Source organism: Collinsella sp. BIOML-A6, from assembly GCF_009875845.1.
GTDB lineage: Bacteria > Actinomycetota > Coriobacteriia > Coriobacteriales > Coriobacteriaceae > Collinsella > Collinsella aerofaciens_H.
This window is the reverse complement of record NZ_WWSL01000008.1, coordinates 16,969-36,636: the sequence shown is the minus strand read 5'-3', so window position 1 is coordinate 36,636 and position 19,668 is coordinate 16,969. Positions and strand designations below refer to the sequence as shown.

Annotated in this window: 17 protein-coding genes and 1 riboswitch; of the genes, 16 read left to right on the top strand and 1 reads right to left on the bottom strand. The window is 60.7% G+C overall.

Features of this window, described 5'->3' with window-relative positions:
- Positions 1 to 81: 81 nt before the first annotated feature.
- The 10 genes from lgt (at position 82) to GT495_RS04030 (ending at position 9,867) form a co-directional block, all read left to right on the top strand.
- Positions 82 to 903, top strand: a complete 822-nt coding sequence (gene lgt / locus GT495_RS04070; protein ID WP_161161591.1) for a prolipoprotein diacylglyceryl transferase — start codon at positions 82 to 84, stop codon at positions 901 to 903.
- A gap of 142 nt (positions 904 to 1,045) precedes the next feature.
- Complete coding sequence (locus GT495_RS04065) at positions 1,046 to 3,229, top strand: DUF6020 family protein (RefSeq protein WP_370457585.1); 2,184 nt, start codon at positions 1,046 to 1,048, stop codon at positions 3,227 to 3,229.
- A 165-nt stretch (positions 3,230 to 3,394) separates the two neighbouring features.
- Complete coding sequence (locus tag GT495_RS04060) at positions 3,395 to 4,201, top strand: YebC/PmpR family DNA-binding transcriptional regulator (protein WP_152073370.1); 807 nt, start codon at positions 3,395 to 3,397, stop codon at positions 4,199 to 4,201.
- Between the two features lie 165 nt (positions 4,202 to 4,366).
- Positions 4,367 to 4,912: a hypothetical protein gene (locus GT495_RS10645; RefSeq protein WP_192924166.1), complete on the top strand. Its 546-nt coding sequence runs from the start codon at positions 4,367 to 4,369 to the stop codon at positions 4,910 to 4,912.
- Positions 4,905 to 5,282, top strand: a complete 378-nt coding sequence (locus tag GT495_RS10640; protein WP_346969176.1) for a DUF2273 domain-containing protein — start codon at positions 4,905 to 4,907, stop codon at positions 5,280 to 5,282. Before GT495_RS10645 ends, GT495_RS10640 begins: the two co-directional genes overlap by 8 nt.
- Before the next feature lie 44 nt (positions 5,283 to 5,326).
- A complete protein-coding gene (locus tag GT495_RS04050; protein ID WP_161161589.1) occupies positions 5,327 to 5,851 on the top strand; it encodes an Asp23/Gls24 family envelope stress response protein in 525 nt (174 codons plus the stop codon).
- 207 nt (positions 5,852 to 6,058) lie between these two features.
- Positions 6,059 to 7,081 carry a YitT family protein gene (locus tag GT495_RS04045; protein WP_161161588.1) on the top strand — a complete coding sequence of 341 codons (1,023 nt, stop codon included), beginning with the start codon at positions 6,059 to 6,061 and terminating at the stop codon, positions 7,079 to 7,081.
- 146 nt (positions 7,082 to 7,227) lie between these two features.
- Positions 7,228 to 8,547 carry a zinc-ribbon domain-containing protein gene (locus tag GT495_RS04040; RefSeq protein WP_161161587.1) on the top strand — a complete coding sequence of 440 codons (1,320 nt, stop codon included), beginning with the start codon at positions 7,228 to 7,230 and terminating at the stop codon, positions 8,545 to 8,547.
- A gap of 194 nt (positions 8,548 to 8,741) precedes the next feature.
- A complete protein-coding gene (locus GT495_RS04035) occupies positions 8,742 to 9,377 on the top strand; it encodes a DUF4234 domain-containing protein (RefSeq protein WP_161161586.1) in 636 nt (211 codons plus the stop codon).
- 40 nt (positions 9,378 to 9,417) lie between these two features.
- A complete protein-coding gene (locus tag GT495_RS04030; protein WP_161161585.1) occupies positions 9,418 to 9,867 on the top strand; it encodes a DUF2752 domain-containing protein in 450 nt (149 codons plus the stop codon).
- 104 nt (positions 9,868 to 9,971) lie between these two features.
- On the opposite strand, the gene GT495_RS04025 is transcribed toward GT495_RS04030, so the two are convergent.
- Positions 9,972 to 11,435 carry a M20 family metallopeptidase gene (locus tag GT495_RS04025; RefSeq protein WP_161161584.1) on the bottom strand — a complete coding sequence of 488 codons (1,464 nt, stop codon included), beginning with the start codon at positions 11,433 to 11,435 and terminating at the stop codon, positions 9,972 to 9,974.
- Positions 11,436 to 11,603: 168 nt separating this feature from the next.
- Between GT495_RS04025 and GT495_RS04020 the strand changes: the two genes are divergently transcribed.
- The 6 genes from GT495_RS04020 to GT495_RS03995 all read left to right on the top strand — a co-directional run bounded on the left by GT495_RS04020 (position 11,604) and on the right by GT495_RS03995 (position 19,651).
- A complete protein-coding gene (locus tag GT495_RS04020; RefSeq protein WP_240128089.1) occupies positions 11,604 to 13,241 on the top strand; it encodes an amidohydrolase in 1,638 nt (545 codons plus the stop codon).
- A gap of 499 nt (positions 13,242 to 13,740) precedes the next feature.
- Positions 13,741 to 14,034 (top strand): co-chaperone GroES, encoded by a 294-nt coding sequence (gene groES / locus GT495_RS04015; RefSeq protein WP_161161583.1) that lies wholly within the window; start codon positions 13,741 to 13,743, stop codon positions 14,032 to 14,034.
- Between the two features lie 96 nt (positions 14,035 to 14,130).
- Entirely contained in the window at positions 14,131 to 15,768 is a 1,638-nt protein-coding gene (gene groL / locus GT495_RS04010) for a chaperonin GroEL (protein WP_148345185.1), read from the top strand.
- A 393-nt stretch (positions 15,769 to 16,161) separates the two neighbouring features.
- Positions 16,162 to 16,354: riboswitch (FMN riboswitch) on the top strand.
- Between the two features lie 5 nt (positions 16,355 to 16,359).
- Positions 16,360 to 16,950, top strand: a complete 591-nt coding sequence (locus tag GT495_RS04005) for an ECF transporter S component (RefSeq protein ID WP_117862260.1) — start codon at positions 16,360 to 16,362, stop codon at positions 16,948 to 16,950.
- Entirely contained in the window at positions 16,947 to 18,851 is a 1,905-nt protein-coding gene (locus GT495_RS04000) for an energy-coupling factor transporter ATPase (protein ID WP_161161582.1), read from the top strand. Before GT495_RS04005 ends, GT495_RS04000 begins: the two co-directional genes overlap by 4 nt.
- Entirely contained in the window at positions 18,851 to 19,651 is an 801-nt protein-coding gene (locus GT495_RS03995; protein ID WP_161161581.1) for an energy-coupling factor transporter transmembrane protein EcfT, read from the top strand. Before GT495_RS04000 ends, GT495_RS03995 begins: the two co-directional genes overlap by 1 nt.
- Positions 19,652 to 19,668: the final 17 nt, after the last annotated feature.

Sequence of the window (19,668 nt, the reverse complement as noted above, 5' to 3'; positions counted from 1 at the left end):
GCATAGACGTTACGTCCAAATATGCGGCTGCGAGCGCAAGGCCCGCGGCCGCATTTGTATGTAGGGAGTAGGAGGGTCGACATGCTCAACGACTTCTACCATATGCTTGATCCTGTCGCGATCTCGGCGGGCCCCATCACCATCTACTGGTATGGTCTGGCCTATGTGGTTGGCGCTCTGCTTACGGCGGTCGTTATGTACCGCACGCAGCGTCGCTGGGGCTTTAACATCACGATTGACGACCTGACGAGTGTCGTGGTCGGCGTGGTCTTTGGCCTCATTATCGGTGCGCGCCTGTTCTACGTCGTCTTTTACGGCGATGGCTACTATTGGACCCACCCGCTCGAGATCTTTGCCACCAACGAGGGCGGCATGAGCTTCCATGGCGGCTTGGTGGGCGGCATTATCGGCGGCATCATCGTGTGCCGCATGTATAAGCTCGACGCATGGACTTTGGCAGACCTTGCCGTCATAGGCGCCCCGCTGGCCCTGTGCCTGGGCCGTTGTGCCAATTTTGTCAACGGCGAGCTGTGGGGCAAGCCGACCGACCTGCCTTGGGGTGTTGTCTTTGGTGGCACCGCGGGCGATATGCCGCGTCATCCCTCCCAGCTCTATGAGGCATTTCTTGAGGGCATCGTGCTCTTTTGCATTCTGCAGGTGCTCAGCCGCAAAAAGCCGCTGCTGCCCCAGGGCACGTTTATGGGCGTGTTCGTGATGGGATACGGCATCGTCCGCTTTCTCGTTGAGTTCGTGCGCGTGCCCGATGCCCAGCTGGGCTATCTGCTGGGAGGCGTCATCACCATGGGCCAGCTGCTGAGTTCGCCGCTCGTGATCGCCGGTCTGGCGCTCATCATCTTCGCCCGACATCGCAATCGTCCCCAGCGCATCTACCTGGACGCCTAACCACCAAAACCACCAAAAGGGGACAGGCGCCTTTGTGGTGATTCGCTGGGAAACGATGACAAAACCGTAACGTTTTCCCAGATAAAACCTGCCAAAATAAACCTGTCCTTTTTTGGCAGGTTTCTAGAAAGGCTTTCGGACTGTGAAGGATTCCGACCTCTCCACAACGGCTGCGCGCGACGCTGCCCGCATCGTTTGGTTTAAGCGCTACCCCGCCAAGCAGACGCTTATCGCATTTTTGCTCGCGCTGTTGGCGACCACGGCGTTTTCCATCGATCCCGCCCCGGTGTCGAGCAATGCAGTCTTGGCGATTGACCCCAAGGCGACGGGTGCGCTGTACGTGTGCTACGAGGTGCTCCTCTCGTTTGCCGGCCATACCGACGCGGTCATGCTGCTTGCGCTTGCCTGCCTGCTCACGCTGCCGTTTCGCTACGTTTTCTTTGGCCGCGGCGACGCCTGGCGTCCCTCGGTGATCCTTCCGTCGCTGTTCTTTGCCGTCTGCATGGTGTTTGGCCGCAGCTACGACCTCACCGATTCGGCCGAGCTTGTCCTTGGCGACAAGGCCCGCATCATCTGCGCCTGGATCGGCGGTGTGGGCTGGATGCTCTTGGCGGTCGTTGCCTTCTACCTTGCCTTTGAGTGTCTAGATTGGCTGAGCTCTCGACGTATTCCGTTTTCCGAAGCGCACTTTGGCCGCGTATGGCGTGTGGCTCACGCCGCGCTCTCGGTCCATCCCTTTGCCGGGCCCTTCCTGGTGCTTATGATCGGCTGGGCGCCCACGCTCATCGCTTCGCTGCCCGGCCTTTTTATGGGAGATACGGGTGCGCAGATTCGCCAGTGGTTCAACTATCCCAACGGCACAAGTGACTACCTGCGCCTGCTCAATCCCAATGTGTTACTCAACGGACATCACCCCGTGGTGCACACGGCTATCATCGGTTCGTGCGTCCAGCTGGGGCTTTCACTGTTCAACAGCGCCAATGCAGGTCTTGCCATCTACACCTGCACTCAGTTCGTCATTACGGCCGCCTGCATGGCCTATTCCATCTCGTCGCTGCGCAAGCTGGGCGTGAGCCTGCCGGTCCGCGGCGTGATCTTGCTGTTCTTTGTGTTTATGCCCATGTTCTCCAACTACGCGGCCCTGCTTACCAAAGATGTGCTGTTTGCCGACGCGTTTTTGGTGCTGTTGGTGCAGACCGTGAAGCTCGTGGCCTGCGGCCTGCCCCGTCGCTATGCCAATGCCGAGCGTGCGGGCGATCCCAGGCCCGTGCTCTTTGCGCGCCATGACTGGCTGCTGCTCGCTCTGGGCGCCATGGGTTCCACGTTTCTGCGCAACGGCGGCCTGGTGTTTCCCCTGGCGGCATGCGTAATCGCGGCGGCGTTTTGCGCATGGGACGTGCATATGGCCCATCGTGCAGGCAAGCAGGCTGGTGCTGCGCCTTCGGGCGCCATCCCGCGTTTCCGCTGGGTGGGAGTTCTTGCGGTGCTTGCACTCTGCCTTGCCTCTAATATGTACTTCACTAAGGTCTTTATGCCGGCACACGACATCACGCCTGGTTCCAAGCGCGAAATCCTCTCGATTCCATTCCAGCAGACGGCTCGTTTCGTCCAAAAGCACGACGGCCTCAACTCGGGCGTCAACCCCACGGTTAAGGAGGACGGCACCATCGTGGAGGCTCCTTGCGACGGCTTGGTGACCGACGAAGAGCGTGCCGCGATCGACCGGGTACTCAAGTACGACAATCTGGGCCACCGTTACGACCCGGATAAGTCGGACGCCGTCAAAAATTGCTTTAACGAGTACGCCTCGCAGGAGGACATCAAGGCCTATTTTGAGGTGTGGGCCCAGATGTTCAAAAAGGATCCCGAGTGCTATATCTCGGCGCTCATCAATAACTACTACGGCTACTTTTATCCGAGTGCCCGCGATGCGTGGGTCTACAGCACGGCGCGCAGTGCCGAGATTATGGCACGCCCCGATAATCTCAAGTACTTCGACTTCCATCCGGTCGATAGCAAGGTCGTGCGCTGGTGCGACCACCTGAGCAACCTGTATCGCGTGGCAGTACAACGCGTCCCGTTTATCTCGCTCACCATGAGCTCGGCCACCTATGTGTGGATCATGATCGCCGTGGTGGTCTATCTGTTACGTCGTCATTCGTGGCGCGGGCTGGCCATTTGGGTGCCGCTGCTGGGCGTGCTCGCCGTGTGCCTGATCGGTCCCTGCAACGGCTCGACTTACATGCGCTACCTGTATCCGGTCATCGTCTGCATGCCCTTTGCCATCGGCGCCACCATCACCCGCAGCGACCTCCTCTGGTCCTAATGTGGTGCAAAGGGGATAGGTTACGTGGCACCAAGGGGTTGCATCATCACGACGCCTTCATTTTGGGGTTTATCTCGCAGACCAGTAGGTATATCATAACGACGTTTGTTTATATTGCCCCGGCATCTGCGCTGGGCTGTAGGTCGAAACCGATAGGAGACACGTATGTCCGGACACTCTAAGTGGGCCACAACCAAGCATCGTAAGGGCGCGCAGGACGCCAAGCGTTCCGCCCTCTTCTCCAAGCTGAGCCGCAACATCACCGTTGCTGCCCGTCTCGGCGGCGACCCGCTGCCCGAGAACAACGCCAGCCTCGCTGCTGCTGTTGCCAAGGCCAAGGCTCAGTCCATGCCCAAGGACAAGATCAAGTCCGCTATCGACAAGGCCTTCGGTTCGGGTGCCGATGCCGCCGTCTACGAGAACATCGTGTACGAGGGCTATGGTCCTGCCGGCGTTGCCGTCTACGTTGACTGCCTGACCGATAACCGCAACCGTACCGCCGCCGATGTCCGTTCCGCCTTCTCCCACGCTGGCGGCAACCTGGGCACCTCCGGCTCCGTCGCCTTCCAGTTTGAGCGCAAGGGCCAGATCGTCGTCGCCAAGGAGATCCTGGACGAGAACGCCAAGAAGGAGATCATGATCGCCAACGGTGCTGCCGGTGACGAGGATGAGTTCATGATGGCCATCGCCGAGGCCGGCGGCGAGGACTACGAGGACGCCGGCGAGGAGTGGATCGTCTGGACCGCCGCCAATGACGTCATGGCTGTTTCCAAGGCGCTCGAGGAGCAGGGTGTCCAGGTCAAGGGCTCCGAGACCACCATGGTCCCGACCACCCCGACCGAGGTCTCCGGCGCCGACGCCAAGAAGGTTCAGCGCCTCATCGACCGTCTCGAGGAGCTCGACGACGTCCAGGATGTTTACAGCACCATGGACATGACCGACGAGGTCATCGCTGCCCTCGAGGAGGAGTAGCGCCTGCACGGGTTAAGCCGTGCATATCTGGGCATAATGAGACGAGCATGCAAGTCTCGTGGAATAGATGAGCCGGATCCGCGTGCGTAAAGCACCGGACCCGGCTCTTTTATAATGATGCGAATCGTTTTGCATTCTGTGGACCGAAACCTGAAGGGAGCGCGCGTGCGCGTACTCAAACGAGCCCTAGCGATTGTGTATCTTGCCGCCGCCATCGTGGCGCTGGGCACGCTTGTCTGCCAGTTTTGGGGGCCATACACCTATCGCTTTATGCTGCTGATGCGCGACGCTGCACCGCGTATCGTTGTTACGGCGTGCGGCGGTGTCGTGGCGCTCGGCGTGCTCGTGGGTTTCTTCCGCCTGATGTTTGCTCGACGCGAGCCATCCTGCGTGCATCCGGCGGGGGAGCGCAATATCGAGGTCACGCTCGCGGCCCTCTCCTCGTGTGCTCGTGCTGCGGCAGAGCGCGACGACCGTGTGATGATCGAGCATGTCGAGGCACGCGTGCAGGGTTCCGACGAATCGCGCGTCCGTTTTAAGGTCGACGCCATCGCGCTCGATGATAAAGACGTCGCTTCCCTTGCCACCTCGATGCAGCAGCGCATCGAGAAGGCCTGCGACACCATGCTCGGCACGCCGGGCACGACCGCGCGCGTCCGTTTTTTGCCGTCCAAGACTACCGTCCAGACCGTGGAGGTTTCCGGTGAGTGATACCAACCAAGACAAGACTGCCCGCACGCCGCGCCTGTCGATCGACCAGAACGCTACGCCGGCAGGCGAGTCCGCCGACACCAAGCCCGAGGCCGGCGAGCAGCACGACAGCGCCGCTAATGACTTTGACGAGGCCATGGGTCTCATCAAGGGAACGGGTGCTGCCATCTGGAGCTACGCCGTACGCCATCCCAACACCACGCTCGGCGCCGTCGCTGGCTTTATCCTCGCCGTGCTGGTGCTTACGCTGGGCCTGTGGGATACGCTCGTCATCGCGTTCTTTGTGCTCATCGGCGCCGTGATTGGCCAGATTCGTGATGGCGAAAACGGCATCGTCAACTTCTTCGGGCGCCTGTTTAGCGGCCGTTAATACGTATTCGACTGTCGCATCCGCGGCAGGCATAAGGAGGAACCATGGCTTTTAACACGAAGGTCGATGTAGCCGATACCGAGCTCGAGGCGAACGAGGCCATCGCCGATGCCGGGGACGTGACGCTCGAGGACGAGGCGCTCGTCGAGGCCGAGCCCGATGCGGACGAGGACAACGAGGAGATGGACGAGGAGGCGGACGAGTCCGAGGACTCGCTGACCTATTCCAACGGCGTGATCGAGAAGATCGTCGCCATGGCCACCCGCGAGGTGCCGCACGTTCTGGGCATGAAGGGTAACCTTATGCACTTTGTGCAGGAGCAGTTTGGTGCCGAGAACCTGACCAAGGGCGTGACGGTCGAGGTCACCGACGACAACCGCGTGGTCGTCAACATCTCGGTCATCATCGAGTACGGTGCCTATGCGCCCGCAATTTTCGACGACGTTAAGGCACGCGTCACCGAGCGCTTGGCTGCAATGACCGGCCTTGAGGTGGCAGGCGTCAACCTGCGCATCGAGGACGTCATCACCCCCAAGGAGTACGAGCACCGCACCAGCCAGCATGAGTAACCTACCAAAAAGGGACAGGTTTATTTTGGCAGGTTTTATCTGCGGAAACACTAAACGGTCGGCCGCGCGGATGCATGTGCGGCCGACCGTTATTTGTATGCCCCCGATGCAGGCATACCGCTCATCTAACTAGGGGTTGCAATCGCTGCGTTCCGCGTTACCCTAATGGGCGCATTGTTTCCACATTGTTAACGAGGGGTTGCCGTAATGGCCGACGAACACGAAACAGAAAGCAACGCATGGGCGATTGAGGCGGCCGCGGCAGAGGCGGCATCGCGTGCTGCCGAGGAGGCGCATCGTCCTCCCGTGGTGCCGATGGAGCGCGTTGTCGATCGTAATGTTATCGAGCGCGGCGAGCGTGCCGGCCAAAAACGCAGCCAGGAGCCGGGCTTTCCGCGCTTCTTCGCCGAGCTCAACCTGGGCCTGATTCTCACGGCGTTCGCCATCGTGGCCTTTAAAACTCCCAACCACTTTGCCTTTGGCGGCACCTCGGGCGTGTCGGTTATCCTGTCCACGCTGTTTCCGACCCTACCGGTCGGTGTCTTTATGTGGATCATCAACGCGGTCCTGGTCGTCTTGGGCTTCATCTTTTTGGACCGTAAGGCGATTCTTTGGAGCGTTTTTGCCTCGTTTGCGCTTTCCGCCTATGTCTCGCTGTTTGAGCTCTTCATTCCGACCGATGTCTCGATGACGGGCGATATGTGGCTCGACCTGTGTTTTGCCGTCATCTTGCCGGCGCTGGGCAGTGCCATTGTCTTTGACATTGGTGCCTCGACGGGCGGCACCGACATCCTTGCCATGATCCTCAAGCGTCGTACGACGCTTGAGATCGGCCGTGCCCTGTTGCTGGTCGATATCGGCATCGTGACCATCGCGGCTTTCCTGTATGGCCCGCGCGTCGGCCTGTACTGCGTGCTTGGCCTATTTGCCAAGACGCTCGTCGTCGATAAGGCCATCGAGGGCATCCACCTGCGCAAGGTCTGTACGATTATTTGCGCCGAACCGCTCAAAGTCGAGGAGTTTATCGTCAAGCATCTCAACCGCACGGCAACGATCAGCCGTGGCTACGGCGCCTTCTCGGGCAAGTGCGTCACGGTGATTATGAGCGTGCTGAGCCGTCGCGAGGCGGTGCAACTGCGCCGCTATGTCCGTGAGATCGACCCGGGCTCGTTTATCACGATCGTCGATAGTTCCGAGATTGTCGGTAAGGGCTTCCGCGGTACGAATTAGCGGTCGGCTCACTTTAAACTGCTGCGACAGACCCTTTACATTGCCTCATGGCCATTCGGGCACATTTGTCCTCATGTTGGGCGATAATGGTGCAAAACATTGGTTCCGATTTGAGGATTGGCTCAAGATACGAAGGGATGATTTCGATGTTTTGTTCGCAGTGTGGCGCCCCCATGGGCGACAACGATAAGTTCTGCGGCGTGTGCGGTGCTCCCAATACCGCGGTCCCTCGGGCTGCTGCCTCTGCTTCGCAGCCCCAGTTTCAGCCCCAGCCGTTCGTTGCGCCCCAGCCGGTCATGAACGTGCCCAAGGGCTGCATGACACAGGCTTTCAACGACATGATTAAGGTTCCCGGCGCCCTGGTTCGCGTGTGCCAGATCGCCTTTTTGCCGGCGCTCATCTGCGTCGTGTCGGTGCTGGTGCTGTTCATCCCCGTTACCGGTGGCATTGCGGCGGCCATTGGCTTTTTGCTCGCTTACGTGGCAAGCGTGTGCGGTGCCGGCTTTGCTATCGAGTGGGGTCGCGACCTGTCGCTCAAGGATGATGACGGTATGGAGCGTCCGCTGCTGCGCTCGACCTCGTTTGGACTAGGCATCTTCTCGTCTGTCATTACGGGTGTGCTCGGGTTCATCGCCGCTATCCCGGTGATTGGCGGGGTGCTCTCGGTGATTGAGAGCACCGTGATCGGTGCTGTCGGTTCGTATTATTTCTATGGTTCGAGCGGCCTTGAGAGCGCCCTCATCGCCTCGATGGGGTGGCTCGTCTTTGCCCTGTTCGTCTCGTTTGTGCTGGGCATCTTCTTTAGGATGTTTGGCGATGCCGCTGTGATGCACTTTGCGGTCGCCGGCCGCATGGAGAGCGCGTTTTCGCTCAAGAAGGTTTGGAAGCCCTACAAGGCCAATTTGGGCAAGTTGTTCTGCGCCTCGATTCTTCCCGAGGTTTTGACGGGCATTGTTTCGAATATCATCATGGGGGTCTTCACCGTCATCTTTGGTTCCTTTGCAGCCCTTGGTCTCAGCAGCTATGGCTATTACGGCTATTACTCTCCTTCGGGCCTCGAGGCGATTTTTAGGGGCGGCGGCATCGTGCTCATCTTGTTCCTGATGATCACTGCCTTTGTCTCGGTGTTTTTCATTGTGTTTGGCAAGATGCTCAAGTATCGCGCCGTTGGCTATTGGGCGGCACGTCATGCCAGTGAGTGGGCCGACGAGGATTCCGACGATGTCCTGACGTTTGTGCTTCCGGGCGAGAAGAAGCCTACACCTATGGGATTCAATCCTACGGCCGCCACTGGTACTGCGCCTACGCCTGCGCCCGCGCCTGCCCCGGCGCCCGCGCCTGCCCCGGCACCCGCCCCGGCACCGGAGCCCGAGGCGACGCCCACGGAGTCCGATTGGGCCGCCGTCGCCACGCCGGCTGACGAGTCGGGCGAGGCTCCTGCGGATGAAAACAATCAAACCGAATAGTCGGTCGAGGCGCCCTGGGCAACTGAACCCGGGGTGCCTTTTTCTACGGCGAAAGCAAGAAAATGCCTGGAAAACGGTTGCGGCAATATTTCTCGGAAATTGATCAATGTTGCGTAACAACGTCGCGGCTATTGTTGAGAACATAGACGTGTAAGGTTTGAAGGCGTGCGACGCCTTAGGAAAAGGAGAAGTTGATGTTCTGTCCCACTTGCGGCTCTCCCATTTCGGATGATGCCAAATTCTGCCCTGTTTGCGGATCCGCCGTTGGTGCCGCTTCTGCCGCTGCGGCCCCGCAGCCCCAGCCCGCCCCGCAGCCCACGCAGGTCCAGCCCGCTCCAGCCCAGGCTATTCAGCCCGCGCCCCAGCCTCAGCAGCAGTACACCGGTCAGTACGCCCAACAGTCCGCATCCGCTCCGATGGACTATGGCCCCGTCAAGGCTGACCGCAGCCTGATCGGCTGGCTGCTGCTCTCTCTTGTGACCTGCGGTATCTATTCGTTCTACTTCCTGTATTGCTTGGCCCGCGACATCAATGTCATATGCCAAGACGACGGCGATTCCACGCCGGGTCTGGCGGCATTCATCTTGCTGTCGTTTGTGACCTGCGGCTTCTACGCGTACTACTGGTATTACAAGATTGGCAACCGCCTGCAGGCCAACGCTCCTCGCTACGGCCTGGTGTTCCAGGAAAACGGCACCACCGTTCTTCTGTGGCAGATCATCGGCGTGCTGCTGTGCGGTCTTGGCCCCATCTTTGCCATGAACATCATCATCAATAATACCAATGCCATGGCAACGGCTTACAACATCCGTCTTGGCGCTCGTGCCTAACAATAAGGGCGGCGTGAACAGCTCCCAGGGACATAAGGGCATGGCGGAGCTTCTTCGCCGCGCCCTTTCTTGCACCGGCGCGCTCCTTGTCGCCTGGCTCGCGCTCTACCTGCTCGATATCGGCTGTATTTTTCGATTGATGACGGGCGTTCCTTGTCCGGGATGCGGCATGACGAGGGCGTGGCTGGCGGCGCTGCGCCTCGATTTTGCGGCGGCCTTTGCCTACCATCCGCTGTTTTGGGTGGTGCCGATTGCGTTCGTGCTCGCGTTCGTGCGCGAGGAGGTGGCATCGAGCAAGCTAAAGCGTGGTATCGACATTGCGGTCACCGTGTTGTGCGTGCTGGTCGTCGCCGTGTGGATCGTGCGCCTTATCAACCCGGCGGACGCGGGCCTGCTCTTTGGTGGTCACGCTCCCACCGGAGTTCCCACCGATATCATCCACCTCGAACAACCACGATGGCTTGCCTTCCTAAGCGCTTGCCTGTCGTGACAGGGGATGAGCTAAAAAAGCTACCGGCACACAAGCGGGGGCGAACGCCGAAGTAGCGTCCGCCCCCGCTTTGTTATAGCCGGATGGCTGTGGGCGCGCGACGACTACTCGTCGCGCTTCTCCTCGCGGCGAGCGGCAGCCCGCGCATCATGGATGCCCTTGATAGCGGCATGGCGGGCGGTGCGGGCATCGTGCATGGCGTCGCGCGCCTCAGCGGCCGTTGCCTTGGCAGAGCGCAGTTTGGCGGCCAAGTCGGGGTTGGTTTCGGCAACCGCGGTGATCGTGGGGCCGTCGAGCTCCTCTTGCGTGGGCTCGGCCAAAAAGTCGATGGCATACTGGGCGGCTACCATGGAACCCTTGGCCAGTACCGACTCGTCAATCTTGTAGAAGCAAGAATGTTGGGCGTACGTGGCGCCAATCTGGGGGTTGCGCGTGCCAACAAAGGCGAGCACGCCCGGTACGCGGCGCAGATACTCCGAGAAGTCCTCGCCCGAAAGCGTGCCACGGTAATGGCCTTCGCCGGCCGCACCCAGGCACTTGACCACGGCCTGACGACAACGCTCGCTCGAGGCGGCGTCGTTTTCGACCTTATAGTTGGCGATGGTGTAGTCGGTAAGTTCGGCCTCGGCGCCCAGGGCCGCCGCAGTGTGCTCCACGATGCGGCGCATGAGCTCGGGCATTTCCTCGTGCGTCGAATCGCCATAGGTACGCACCGTGCCGGCGAGGTAGGCGGTGCCGGCGATGACGTTGCGTGCGGTGCCGCCGTTCAGCTCGCCGACAGTGATGACAGCAGGCTCGTAGGGGCTGATTTCGCGTGAGACGATGGTCTGCAGGGCGTTGACAATCTCTGCCGCCACCATAACGGCGTCATGGCCGCGCTGGGGCATGGCGCCGTGGCATGAGGTACCGCGAACGTCGATGCGGAACCAGTCGGTATTGGCCATGCGCGGGCCGGGCTCGCAGCTCACGGTGCCGGCATCGACCTCGCTCCAAATGTGCGCGGCGTAGGCGCCGTCGACGCCGTCGAGCACACCCGTGCCGATCATGAGTTTTGCGCCCTGGCCGTTTTCCTCACTGGGCTGGAAGACGATGCGGATCTCGCCGTGGATGTCGTCGGTCATGTGGCGCAGGATCTGCAGCGTGCCGAGCATCATGGCGATGTGGCAGTCGTGGCCGCAGGCGTGCATGCAACCCTCGTTGACGCTGGCGAACTCCTCGCCGGTCTGCTCGGTGACGGGCAGGGCGTCGATATCGGCGCGCAGCAGGATACGGCGGCGCGCCGTGCCGTCCTCGCGATAGGCGTCGGGCGCGGTGCCGCGAAGCGTTGCCACCAAGCCTGTCTTGAGCGGACGCTCGTAGGGGATATTCATGGCGTCAAGCTGGTTGGCGATGTCGGAGGTCGTGCGCTCCTCGGCAAGGCTCAGCTCCGGGTGCTTATGGAAGTGCCGGCGCTGCTTGATGATATAGGGCTCAAACTCGGCGGCGATATCTCGGATGGCCACGGTGACCTCATCTGCCGCGCGAACCTCGGTTGCCGCCATAATCTGCTGTGCCTTGGTCTTCGTCATGGTCGATTTGCTCCTTGCTGGGTCGATCGCAAAATCATACAGGCTCATTCAAGTATGCCACCTGCCGCTAGGGCTGGTAAAGTTGCCATTTGCCGCTTGGGGTTTTGTTGCAAGGGCGGGGGAGTACACTCGGGGTTGTTGAATTTCCTGCCAGAGATGGGGATGCCCATGCAGCATATCGATCGGATTATCCGCTCCAAGAACGTTTTTACCGCGCAAGACGGCATCGATGCCGCCCGCGAGCTGGCGATTGCCATTGCAGGCGATCGCATCGTCGCGGTCGGTGCGCTCGATGACGTGATTGCCGCCGCCCCTGCCGCCGTGCCAGTTGTCGACTACGGCGAGCAATTCATCTGCCCCGGTTTCCACGATGCGCACCTGCATTTCTTCCATACTTCGGTTGGCTCCTCGCCGTACATGCTCATGGATATGGGCACATCCGAGGTGGCATTGGTGCAGCATGCACGAGAGTTTTCCCAGGGCTTGCCCGATGACGCCTGGGTCGTGACCCAGGGCTGGCGCGATTACCGCTGGGATCCGCCCGAGCACCCTACCAAGGCCTCCGTCGACGCCGCCTTCCCCGACCGCCCCTGTGTTATGTATTCGGGCGATGGGCATACCCTGTGGCTCAACAGCCGCGCACTCGAAGCCCTCGGCGTGACGCGCGACAGCGAGCCTCCGGCGGGCGGCAGTTACGATAAAGACTCGAACGGCGAGCTTACGGGTATTGTCCACGAGGCGGCTGCTATGCAGCTGCTGCCGCGCTGCCTGGAGTGGCTGGGCGAGGACCGCATCGCGAGCGCTTACGCCGACCAGATGAAGCGTATGGCCGAGCAAGGCATCACCTCAATCTGCGATATGTCACTCATGCCCATGCCGGGCTGCGACTTTATTCGCGACGACGTCTATGACCAGCTGCAGGCCTCCGGCAGGCTGGGCCTTCGAGCCCATCTATTTCCCACGCTGCTCGACGATCAGTCTCGCTTGGAAGAGCTGCAGGCACGTTACGCGAACAGCGCGCTGCTCTCGGCACCTGGTTTTAAACAATTCTTCGATGGCGTGTCGAGTGCACACACGGCATATCTCACCGAGCCGTATACTAATCCGCGCTTCCCGGGTGACCGGGGCCGTCTGACGGTTCCTGTCGAGCGCATGCGCAAGTTGGTTCTGGCGGCAGCCGAGCGTGGCCACACCGTGCGCATCCACGTTATCGGCGACGGTGCAATCCATGCCGCGCTCGATATCTTTGAGGAGGCGGCAGAACTCTACGGTCTGCCCCCGCACGGTCATAACACGCTCGAGCATCTGGAGAATTTGCTACCTCAGGACATCGATCGTCTGCGCAAGCTCAATATCATTGCCTCGAGCCAGCCTTGCCACATCACGCTCGACCCGGGTGGCCCGGAGCGCGATCTGGGCTTGGAGCGCAGCCGCATCATGTGGCCGTTTGCGACCTATAAGCAGCGCGGCATCCGCCAAGCTTTCGGTACCGATAGCCCCATCACAGCCGTTACCAGCATGAACGTGCTCTACACGGCCATCACGCGCCAAGACCCCCGCAGTCACTGGCCTGAGGGCGGCTGGCTCCCTAGCGAGCGCATCGACGCGGCTACGGCTCTGCGCAACTACACCCTGGGCAGCGCCTACGCGGCAGGCGACGAGCAAAACCTTGGCAGCCTGGAGCCCGGCAAATACGCCGACCTGGTAGTCCTGGATCAAAACCCGCTCACCGTTGATCCACAAGAGCTCCAGGCTACCAAGGTTCAGGCCACCTACCTGGCAGGTAACTTAATCTACGAGCGCTAACCCCACATCCCATCCCTCAGTTGCGGTGAAATAGTTCCTAAAATCGGCCTTCAAGCCCAAAACCAGGAACTATTCCACCGCAACTTAAAAGAGCGCGTCCCAACAACGTGCCCCCTATCTTGTGCATTCCATCCGCATCGCCATTTTGCTGTACTGACTTTTCTGAATGCCGGGCCCGATAACGTTGACTCAGCTCCCGTGTGGCGCCGGAGGGGCGGGATATAAGGTTTATCGCGAGTTCCGCATGAGCCGAAGGCCACTTAATGTGGCCTTCGTGCGAGCAGGACTGTAGAGCAGCAAACTTCATGCCCTCCGGTCCGCCCCGGGAGCCACTGCTAAGTTATCCCCCGGCATTCAGAAAATCTAAGTGCCAAAAAATAAGATTTTTTGACTCCGTGTTGTATAACCCGCCATTCGTGGGTACCATTCAACGCGTACGCAAACAAAAAGGGTTAACCCGCGCGGCATGACCGCGCGGCCCAAAAAGGAGGAAACAAGCATGTCGTCTTTGAAGCCGCTTGCAGATCGCGTCCTGGTCAAGCCCGACGAGGCCGAGCAGAAGACCGCCTCTGGTCTGTACATCGCCAGCAACGCTCAGGAGAAGCCGCAGCGCGGCACCATCGTTGCCGTTGGCGCCGGCAAGGCCAACGACAAGGGCGAGCGCATCCCCATGGACGTCAAGGTTGGCGACGTTGTCATCTACGGTAAGTTTGGTGGCAACGAGGTCAAGGTCGACGGCGAGAAGTATCTGCTGATGCGCGCCGATGACATCTACGCCGTTGTCGAGGCCTAGTCTCGTCGGAATCTCTGATTCGTCTTTGAACACGGCCGCCGCATAGGACTCGGAAGCGGCGACGCGAGTCACATTTCTTTTGGAGGATTACCTACCATGGCAAAGAACATTACGTTCAACACCGATGCCCGCGCTAAGCTCGCTAAGGGCGTCAACACTCTGGCCGACGCCGTTACCGTCACCATGGGCCCCAAGGGCCGCTACGTCGCTCTGCAGCGCTCGTTCGGTGCCCCGACCATCACCAACGACGGCGTTTCCGTCGCCAAGGAGATCGAGCTCGAGGACAACATCGAGAACATGGGCGCCCAGCTGGTGAAGGAGGTCGCCACCAAGACCAACGATACCGTGGGTGACGGCACCACTACCGCAACCCTGCTCGCCCAGGCTATCGTCAACGACGGTCTGCGCAACGTCGCCGCTGGCGCCAACCCGCTGGCCATCCGTCGCGGCATCGACAAGGCCGTTAATGCCGCCGTCGCCGAGATGAAGAAGCAGGCCAAGCCGGTCGAGACCAAGGAGCAGATCGCTTCCGTCGGTACCATCTCCGCCGGCGACCCCGAGGTCGGCGAAAAGATCGCCCAGGCCATGGAAGTCGTGGGCAAGGACGGCGTCATCACCGTCGAGGATTCCCAGACGTTCGACATTACCATCGACACCGTCGAGGGCATGCAGTTCGACAAGGGCTACGTCTCGGCGTACTTCGTCACGGACAACGATCGCATGGAGGCCGTGATGAAGGATCCCTACATCCTCATCACCGACCAGAAGATCTCCAACGTCCAGGACATCATGCCTGTTCTCGAGGCCGTCCAGCGCACCGGCAAGGGCCTGCTCATTATCGCTGAGGATGTCGAGGGTGAGGCTCTGCCTACCCTCGTCCTCAACAAGATCCGCGGCGCCCTCAACGTCTGCGCCGTCAAGGCCCCGGGCTACGGCGATCGCCGCAAGCGCATGCTCGAGGATATCGCCGTCCTCACCGGCGGTCAGGCTGCCCTCGATGAGCTGGGCGTGAAGGTTGCCGACATCACCGCCGATATGCTCGGTACCGCCAAGTCAGTCACCATCTCCAAGGACAACACCGTTATCGTGGGTGGCGCCGGTTCCAAGGAGGCTATCGACGCTCGCATCGCTCAGATCAAGGGCGAGATGGAGAACACCACCTCTGACTTCGACCGTGAGAAGCTCCAGGAGCGTCTGGCCAAGCTCTCCGGTGGCGTTGCCGTCATCAAGGTCGGCGCTGCTACCGAGTCCGAGCTCAAGGAGATCAAGCACCGCGTCGAGGACGCCCTGCAGGCTACCCGCGCTGCTGTCGAGGAGGGCATTGTCGCTGGCGGCGGCGTCGCCTTCATGGACGCTGCGCCTGCGCTCGATGCTGTCGAGATCGACGACCCCGAGGAGAAGATCGGCGTCGACATCGTCAAGAAGGCTCTGACCGCTCCGGTCGCCACCATCGCCAAGAACGCTGGTTTTGAGGGCGCTGTCGTGGTCGACAAGGTTGCCGAGCTGCCCGCCGGCCAGGGTCTCAACTCTGCCAACGGCGAGTGGGGCGACATGATCGAGATGGGCGTCCTCGACCCCGTCAAGGTCAGCCGCGTCACCCTGCAGAACGCTGCTTCTGTCGCCAGCCTGATCCTCATCACCGAGGCCACCGTCTCCGATGTGCCCAAGAACACTCAGCTTGAGGACGCTATCGCCGCTGCTACCGCTGGTCAGCAGGGCGGCGGTATGTACTAAGGCCGACAAGGTCTAGAACTCCCACCGGGGATCCGGGGGCGTGACGGGGGTTTCTCTCCGGAACGTCCTCGGACATGCAAAGAGGCTCCGCATCGCGCTTCGCGCTGCGGAGCCTCTTTGCGTCCTGCGGAATGTTCCGGAGAGAAACCCCCGTCACGCCCCCGGATCCCCTGCGTTTACGGCCTTGAGGTCGGCGTGGACGGAGATTGTGACTGATAGGGATGCGTATCCCGGTTGCTGTTTCGCGCTTTGCGCGAAAGGCGCACCACTTTGGCTTGAACGGAGAACGTGGTTGTCGTTCCAACTTGTCCCGGGCGTATTTCTGGAGCGTTTCCCCACCATCAATTACCCTTGGCATACTTGCGCGAAAACCTGCTGGTGCTACACTTGCAATTGCTGTTTCAGGGCGGGGTGGAATTCCCCACTGGCGGTAAATCGGGCGGTGCCAAAGGGGCGCCGTGGCGCAGGTAAAGTGTCTGCGACCGAGCCGATGAGTCCGCGACCCGTGTGTGCGTTGGTTCGCATGCCGGCTGAACTGGTGAGATCCCAGTACCAACGGTTAGAGTCCGGATGAAAGAGGCAGGTGATCTTATGTCTGAACAGTCGCAGCATATCCATTTTGAGAACACGAATAGGTGGAGCACCAAACAGCTCGTTACCATGGCGTTGATGTGCGCCTTGGGAGCACTGTTTATGTATGTGCAGCTGCCCATCCTCCCCTCGGCGCCGTTTTTGACGTATGACCCGTCGCTGGTGCCGGCGATGGTGTGTGGATTTGCGTATGGCCCTGGCGCCGGCACCGCTGTTGCCGCTATGGCGATCGTTATCCATGCGCTCACCACGGGCGATTGGGTCGGTGCGCTTATGAATTTGGTTGCCACGCTGGGCTATATCCTGCCTGCGGCTATCGTCTATCAGAAGATGCGCACCTACAAGGGTGCCGTGATTGGCCTGGCGCTGGGCGTTATTGCCGCTACGGTGCTTTCTATGGTCGCGAATCTGACCATTGGCGTTTGGTTCTGGTATGGTTCGGTCGACGTGATTTTGCCGCTCATGATTCCCGCCGTGCTGCCGTTCAACCTTATCAAGACCGTGCTCAACTCGGTGTTGACGCTGGCGGTGTACAAGGCGGTCTCTAATCTCATCACGCCCAAGAAGGACCAGGTTAAAGGCCGCGCATGATTGAGTGTCGGGGCGTTTCCTTTAGCTATGACGGTGCGGCACCGGCGCTCGATGGCATCGATCTGAACATCGAGGATGGCGAGTTTTTCTGCATCCTCGGCGGAAACGGGTCGGGCAAGTCGACGTTTGCCAAGCATTTGAACGCGCTGTTGCAGCCCGATACGGGAACGGTGTGCGTCAACGGCATGGACGCGTCCGATCCCGAACTGGTCTACGACATCCGCTCGACTGCGGGCATGGTGTTCCAGAATCCCGACGATCAGCTTGTGGCGACGCTTGTCGAGGACGATGTTGCGTTTGGTCCCGAGAACTTAGGGGTTGAATCGGCCCAGATCGCGCAGCGTGTGCGCGAGGCGTTAAAGGCCGTTGGTCTGGTGGGCTTTGAGCGACACGAGACCCACGCTCTCTCGGGCGGACAAAAGCAGCGCGTGGCGCTTGCCGGCGTGCTCGCCATGGAGCCGCGCGTGCTCATTTTGGACGAGGCGTCTTCGATGCTCGATCCGCGCGGGCGCAAGGGCCTTATGGAGGCCTGTCACGCGCTGCACGAACGCGGCATGACCATCGTGATGATTACACATTTTATGGAAGAGGCCGCTGAGGCCGATCGCGTTGCTGTCTTCCAAGCGGGTCGCGTTGCCATGCTCGGTACGCCCGAGGAGATCTTGACGCGGGCGGACGAGCTCGCGCGGCTGAACCTGGATATGCCACCATCGTGCTGTCTTGGCAGGGCGCTTCGCGCGAAGGGCGTGCCCATTTGCGCACAGGTGCGCGAGGCGGATATGGTTGCCGATATAGCGCAGGCTTATGCCGAGCGGAGTAGGGCAGGCATCGCCGGGCGGCCTTTCGCATCCGATCCTCGTATTCCCGACAACGTTTCCTCTGCAATCGATGGCGCAGACGCGCTGGAGCCCGTCATCGAGATTTCGCACCTTTCGTATAGCTATTCGCTGAGCGCCCGCGAGCGTCGCCGTTGGCACAAGCGCTCGGCCGCCGAGAGTGCATCGAACAAACAGGCCCTCTGGGGCAACGACCCTCGCAGCCCTTGGGCGTTGCGCAATGTGTCGCTAACGGTGCGTCGTGGCGAGTTCCTGGGCCTTGCGGGCCATACCGGTTCGGGTAAGTCGACGCTGGTTCAGCATCTCAACTGCCTGATTCGTCCCCAGGAGGGTTCCGTTTATGCATTGGGGCTCGACCTGGTAAACAAGAAAGATGCCGCCGCGGTTAAGGCAAAGGTCGGCGTGGTGTTTCAGTATCCAGAGCGTCAGCTGTTTGCCGAGACCGTGGCACAGGACGTGGCATTTGGTCCGCATAACCTTGGCTTGTCGCAGGCCGAGGTTGCCCGCCGCGTTGAGTCATCGCTCGCGCGCGTGGGCCTCGACCTGGCCACGGTGGGCGACAAGAGCCCCTTTGAGCTCTCGGGCGGGCAGCAGCGGCGCGTGGCGTTTGCTGGCGTGCTTGCCATGGAGCCCGAGGTCTTGGTACTCGATGAGCCCATGGCTGGGCTCGATCCGGCGGCGCGCAGTGGTTTCCTGGAGCTCATCGATCGGCTTCACCGCGATGGCCTGACCGTTGTCATGGTTTCGCACAGTATGGATGACCTGGCCAATTGCTGCGACCGTATCGTCGTAATGAACGAAGGTGCGGTGTTTGCCGAGGGAGCCCCCGCGCAGGTGTTTGCGCATGCCGATGAGCTCAAGTCGATCGGCTTGGGTGTTCCCACTGCTCAGCGCATGGCGCTGGCGCTTGCGGAAGCGGGCGTGCCACTGCGTTGCGGCGGCCTCTATACGGTTGAGTCGTTAGCAGGTGAACTGTCAAGCTTGTTGCTCGGCTGTGCGGATGGCCCTTCGAGCGCTTCTCGTCGGGCCGATTCCAGTGCACCCGCGCGAGAGGAGGGCTGCTAATGGAGGCGTTTTCGTTTGGCAGCTACTATCCCGGCGATAGTGCAATCCACCGCCTGGACCCGCGAACCAAGTTGCTCTTGGGCTTTGTGTTTCTGATCACGACGCTCACGGTCAGCAGCTTCCGCGGACTGGTCCCGGTCGCAATCTTCGTTGTCCTGATCTATGCCGTGTCCCGGGTGCCGGCTCGTCGCGTCCTGTCATCGATGGTGCCGCTGCTGGCGATCGTCGCGGTGGTCGCGGTGCTCAACCTGTTTTCCGACCAGAGCGGGCGCATTCTGTGGCAGCTCGGCTTTTTGCAGATAAGCGAGGGCTCGATGCATTCTGCCGTCTTTATGGCGTGCCGCCTGACCTTGATGATGGCCGGTATGAGCGCTATCACGCTCACCACACCGACGCTCGACCTCACCGCGGGCTTTGAGCGCCTGCTCGCGCCGTTTGCGCGTGTGGGGCTTCCTGCGCACGAGCTCGGCATGATCATGGGCATCGCGCTGCGCTTTATGCCGCAGTTTGCCACCGAGATGAAGCAGACAGCCGATGCACAGGCAAGCCGCGGTGCGCGCGTGACGGGAGGTCCGCTCGGCGGCGTACGTATGCTCGGCAGCGTGGCGATTCCGCTGTTCACCGGCGTATTCCGTCATGCTGAGACGTTGTCTGCCGCCATGGATGCCCGTTGCTATCATGGCGAGCAGGGCCGCACACGTCTGCATGCGCTTGCATTTGGCCGCGGCGATGCGTTGGCGGCGATGGTGACGGCGTTGCTGCTCATCTGCGTCATCGTCATCAATCTTCAACTTGTTTAGGCGCGATTCGAGCGCAG